This is a genomic window from Gluconacetobacter azotocaptans, from assembly GCF_014174355.1.
Classification (GTDB): Bacteria; Pseudomonadota; Alphaproteobacteria; order Acetobacterales; family Acetobacteraceae; genus Gluconacetobacter; species Gluconacetobacter azotocaptans.
In genome coordinates, this window is the sequence record NZ_JABEQF010000040.1 from 1 (window position 1) to 4,925 (window position 4,925).

Genomic DNA, 4,925 nt, shown 5'->3' on the forward strand with positions numbered 1-4,925 from the left:
GCCCGTCCGGCCGGGCCGGCGGGGCGGGGCGCCCCGGCCGGCCGGAACCGCGCCCCGTTCCCGTGACGCGCGGGATCAGGACGGGCTCCTCGGCATGGCGATACCGGGAGGAAGGGCTGAGTGTCGCCGTCATGAAAGGCCGGGGGTCTCCGCGTGATCGCCTGCGGCGTGTTCCGTTCGGGGCCGGTGCGTCGTCCGGCTCCGGCCGCATGTTGCCACCGACAGGATTGTCTTGCCAGCATAACTCTGATGGCATGGCGGGATGTCAATCGCCGACCTGCCCCCCGATCTCGACCGGGCCATCCGAGCGGCCCTGTCCGCCGCCGATCCCGACCTGGCGGCGCTGGTCGCGCGCACGGGCCCGTGCCGCCTGCGTGTCGACACGGCGCAGGAGCCGTACGAGGCGCTGGTGAACGCCATCGCGCACCAGCAGCTTCACGGCCGGGCGGCCGTGGCCATCCTGGGCCGCTTCATGACTCTGGCCGGCGGGGTGTTCCCCGACCCCGACGCGCTGCTGGCCATGCCGGTGGACGCCCTGCGCGGCTGCGGCTTCTCGGCCAGCAAGATCCTGGCCATGCAGGGCGTGGCCACGGCCCGCCTGGCCGGGATCGTCCCCTCCCGGCACGAGGCGATGTCCCTGTCGGATGACGAACTGATCGCCCGCCTGACGACCCTGCGCGGCATCGGGCGCTGGACGGTGGAGATGCTGCTGATCTTCGCGCTGGGCCGGCTGGACGTGATGCCGGTGGACGATTTCGGGGTGCGGGACGGCTGGCGCGTGCTCAAGGGCCTGGACGCGGCACCCCGGCCGAAGGCCCTGGCCGACATTGCCCGGGCCTGGAGCCCCTATCGTTCGGCCGCCGCATGGTATCTGTGGCGTGCGTCAGACGAGGCGAAGCCGCCCGCGCGGGCGAATCCGATGACGGCTTGAGAGGCCGCGCCCGCGGGTCAGTACGTCGCGGTGAAATCTTCCAGCAGGGCGGCGAAGCGGGTCGGGTTTTCGACATGCAGCCAGTGCCCGGCCTTCTCGATCAGTTCCAGCCGGTAGTTGGGAAACAGGCGCCGCATGACGCCGTAATGTTCCTGCCGGATGTAGGGCGAATTGGCGCCGGCCAGGAACAGGGTCGGCCCCGGATAGGAATAGCCTTCGGGGATATAGGGCCAGCTTTCGATGTTGGTCATCGAATCGACGATCTCGCGCAGGCCGATGACCCATCCGGGGTTTTCCCCCAGCCGGATGTTCTGCAGCATCAGCGCGCGCACGTCGGCGTTGGGGATGTCGGGTTTCAGCAGGGCGTCGGCCTCGGCCCGGTTCAGATAGGGCGGGAAGACGATCCGCAGCATGTGCTCGCCCAGCGAGAACTGCCCGTGGCCGGTCCGGGCGGGCGGAATGTCCGCGACCAGCAGGCTGTGCACCATGCCCGGCCGGGTCAGCGCCAGGGTCATCGCCACCTTGCCGCCCATCGAATGCCCGACCAGCGTCGCGGGCAGCGCGTCATGGTGGGCCAGGGTCTCCAGCAGGTCGCCGGCCATGGTGTTGTAGTCCATCGGGCCGTGCGGGCTGTCGCCGTGGTTGCGCAGATCGACGGCCAGGGTCCGGCGCGTGCGGGCCAGCCGGCGCTGGAAGAAACCCAGATTGCGCGCCCGCCCGAACAGGCCATGGAGCAGGACGATCGGCGGCCGCGCCGCGGCGGTGCTTTCCGCCTCGTCCGGTCCACGCGCGATGACATTCAGCAGCACGGTCGCATGGTCCTCACCTTAGCCGGCCTGCATGTCCAGGACGATTTTCCCGGAATGGACGCCCGATTCCATAAGCTTATGGGCTTCCACCACCTGCGCAAAGGGGAAGGTGGCATGGATCAGCGGGGCGATGGTCCTTTTTGCCAGCAACGGCCAGATCGTCTCGCGCAGGCCCTGGGCGATCCGCGCCTTGTACGCGCCATCGCGCGGGCGCAGCGTCGTGCCCGTCACCGTCAGGCGGCGGGTCATGATCCGCGCCAGCCCGACCTCCTGCGCGCGGGCGCCGCCCTGCAGGGCGATGATGACCAGCCGCCCGTCCGGCGCCAGGCAGCGCAGGTTGCGCTCCAGGTACGGGCCGCCGATCACGTCCAGGATGACATCCACCCCGCGCTTGTCCGTCAGGGCGGCGATGCGGTCGACGAAATCCTCGTGCCGGTAGTCGATCGCGGCCTCGGCGCCCAGTTCGACGCACTGCGCGCATTTGTCCGCCGACCCGGCGGTGGCGTAGGGCACTGCCCCCAGCGCGCGGGCCACCTGGATGGCGGCGGTGCCGATCCCGCCGCTGCCGCCGTGGATCAGCACGCGCTCGCCCGCGGCTAGGTGCGCGGTCATGACCAGGTTCGACCAGACGGTAAAGAAGGTCTCGGGCAGGGCGGCCGCGCGGATCGCGTCATATCCGTCGGGCCAGGGCAGGCATTGCCCGGCGGGCACGGCGCAATATTCGGCATACCCCCCGCCGTTGGCCAGCGCACACACCCGTGTCCCGATGGCCGGGGCCGTTTTGCCGGGCATGCCGGGGCCGGTCGCCACGATTTCGCCCGCGATTTCCAGCCCCAGGATCGGGCTGGCCCCCGGCGGCGGGGGGTAGAGGCCCTGGCGCTGCATCAGGTCGGGCCGGTTGAGCCCGGCCGCCAGGACGCGGACCAGCACCTCGCCCGGGCCGGGTTCGGGCAGGGGCAGGTCGGTCAGGGCCATGACCTCCGGCCCGCCGGGTTCGCCGATCGTGACGGCGCGCATATGTCGGGGCAGCGATGGGGGCAAGGGTTCGTTCTCCGGCAGGGGCGGGGGCAAGGTGGCAACGAAATGGGGCGGGGAGGTATCCGTCCGGCGGGACGATGGTATGGCGTAATTTGAGTTGATCGAACCGGCACATGACTTCAAATAGTCGGCAAGGGCGCCCCGCCGCAGGGGCGCTGCGCGAAAGTGATCCGCCGTGCCGTCCTCCGCTTCCGGACTGCTGAACCATCTGCGTCGTCATCGCGGCCCGTCTGTGCGGCATGAGGGATGGGCCGGCCTGAATGGCGGCGTCCGTGCGTCGCATGCGCCCCGGGTGCTGCGGGCGCTGGTCCGCGCGGACGAGATCTGGCTGGTGGTGCTGGCGGCCTGCGTGGGCGCCGCCGCCGGCGTTCTGGTCAGCGCCATGACCCATACGACATTGCTGGCCCATCGGGTCCTGTTCCTGGTCGCGGGCGACGGGCGCATTTCGGGGCTGGCGCATATCGACCCCTGGCGGGCGGTGCTGGTGCCCGCGCTGGGGGGGCTGGTCCTGGGGGCATTGGGGCTGTGCGTGGCGCGCTATGCACCCGGACGGCCGGTCGACCCCATCGAGGCGAACGCCCTGCATGGCGGGCGGATGTCGATGCTGGACAGCATCATCGTCACCGTCCAGACCGTTCTGTCCAACAGCGTCGGCGCGTCGGTCGGGCTGGAAGCCGGGTTTTCGCAGATCGGCGCGGCCATGGGGTCGCGCATCGGGTACCTGTTCCGCGTCCGGCGCGAGGATCTGCGCCTGCTGGTCGGCTGTGGGGCCGCCGGCGCGATCGGGGCGGCGTTCGACGCGCCGCTGGCCGGAGCGTTCTATGCGTTCGAACTGGTGATCGGCACCTATTCGCTGGCCAATCTGGCGCCCGTGGCGCTGGCTTCGGTCTGTGCGATCGGGGTGACGCGCCTGCTGCACAGCGCGGCGCCGGGCGTCGTCGTCGCCTTGCCGGCGGGCCTGAGGATGGCCGATTACCTGCCGATCGCGACCCTGGGCATCATCGCGGCCCTGCTGGGGGTGGCGCTGATGTACAGCGTTACCCTGACCGAGGCCCTGTTCCGCCGTTCGGGCATGCCGGCATGGATGCGCCCTGCCGTGGGCGGCGTGGTGGTCGGGGGGATGGCCCTGGTCTCGCCCTCGGTGATGTCCTCGGGCCACTGGGCGATGCGCGTGGCGCTGGAGCAGGGGCATCCGGCGCGCTGGACGCTGATCCTGCTGCTGATGAAGGCGGTCGCGTCGTCGGTGTCGATCGGCGCCGGGTTTCGCGGCGGCCTGTTCTTCGCATCGCTCTATCTGGGTGTGCTGACGGGGGCGGCGTTCGGCGGCGGGCTGGCGCTGGTCTCGGCCACCCCCCTCTCGGGCGAGATCTGCGCCCTGGTGGGCATGAGCGCCATGGCCGTCGCGGTTGTCGGCGCACCGATGACGATGGTCTTCCTGGCGCTGGAAATGACCGGCAGCCTGCCGCTGACGGGGGCGGTGCTGGTGGCGTCGGTCATCTCGTCGCTGACCGTGCGGCGCACCTTCGGCTATTCGTTCGCGACGTGGCGCTTTCACCTGCGGGGCGAATCGATCCGTTCGGCGGTGGATATCGGCTGGATCCGGACCCTGACGGTCGGGCGGATGATGCGGCGCGACGTCAAGACGATCTGCCAGACCGCGACGGTCCAGGCCGCCCGGCATCACTACCCGCTGGGCTCGGCACAGCGGTGCGTGCTGGTGGACGAGGCGGGGCGGTATGCCGGCATGGTGCAGGTGCCCGACCTGTATGCCGAAACGGTCCGCGAAAGCGACGATCTGGCACGCTTCGCCCATTACGGCGATGTGATGCTGGTGCCGCAGATGAACGTCCGCGAGGCCATCGCCCGCTTCGAACAGTCCGAAAGCGACGCGCTGGTGGTGGTCGAGGACGTGGAAACCCGCATCGTGCTGGGCCTGCTGACCGAACAGCACGCCCTGCGGCGCTACAGCGAGGAACTGGACCGCACCCGGCGCGAACTGGCCGGCGAGGGCCGCCTGCACGCGCGGGTGTGATCAGGGGTCCAGGGCCTCAGGCCCTGGTGGGGCATGGGGCAAAACCCCATGAAAAAGGGCGCCGGCCCTGATGGTTCCGGCGCCCCGATCGGTGATCCGCGGGGGGATCAGACCG

4 protein-coding genes are annotated in these 4,925 nt (G+C 70.6%); 2 read left to right on the forward strand and 2 right to left on the reverse strand.

From position 1 onward, the window contains the following. Positions 1 to 262 precede the first annotated feature (262 nt). A complete protein-coding gene (locus HLH34_RS18955; protein WP_183121115.1) occupies positions 263 to 931 on the forward strand; it encodes a DNA-3-methyladenine glycosylase family protein in 669 nt (222 codons plus the stop codon). Between the two features lie 17 nt (positions 932 to 948). Here HLH34_RS18955 and HLH34_RS18960 read toward each other — a convergent pair whose 3' ends face one another. Together HLH34_RS18960 and HLH34_RS18965 are read right to left on the reverse strand one after the other, a co-directional pair. Continuing rightward, on the reverse strand, positions 949 to 1,740 hold the full coding sequence (locus HLH34_RS18960) for an alpha/beta fold hydrolase (protein ID WP_183121116.1): 792 nt from the start codon (positions 1,738 to 1,740) through the stop codon (positions 949 to 951). A gap of 18 nt (positions 1,741 to 1,758) precedes the next feature. Beyond that, a complete protein-coding gene (locus HLH34_RS18965) occupies positions 1,759 to 2,757 on the reverse strand; it encodes an NAD(P)H-quinone oxidoreductase (protein ID WP_183121117.1) in 999 nt (332 codons plus the stop codon). Positions 2,758 to 3,010: 253 nt separating this feature from the next. On the opposite strand from HLH34_RS18965, the gene HLH34_RS18970 reads away from it, so the two are divergent. Then, the gene (locus HLH34_RS18970; protein ID WP_373318625.1) at positions 3,011 to 4,810 is read left to right on the forward strand and encodes a chloride channel protein; all 1,800 of its coding nucleotides are present in this window, start codon (positions 3,011 to 3,013) and stop codon (positions 4,808 to 4,810) included. Positions 4,811 to 4,925 lie beyond the last annotated feature (115 nt).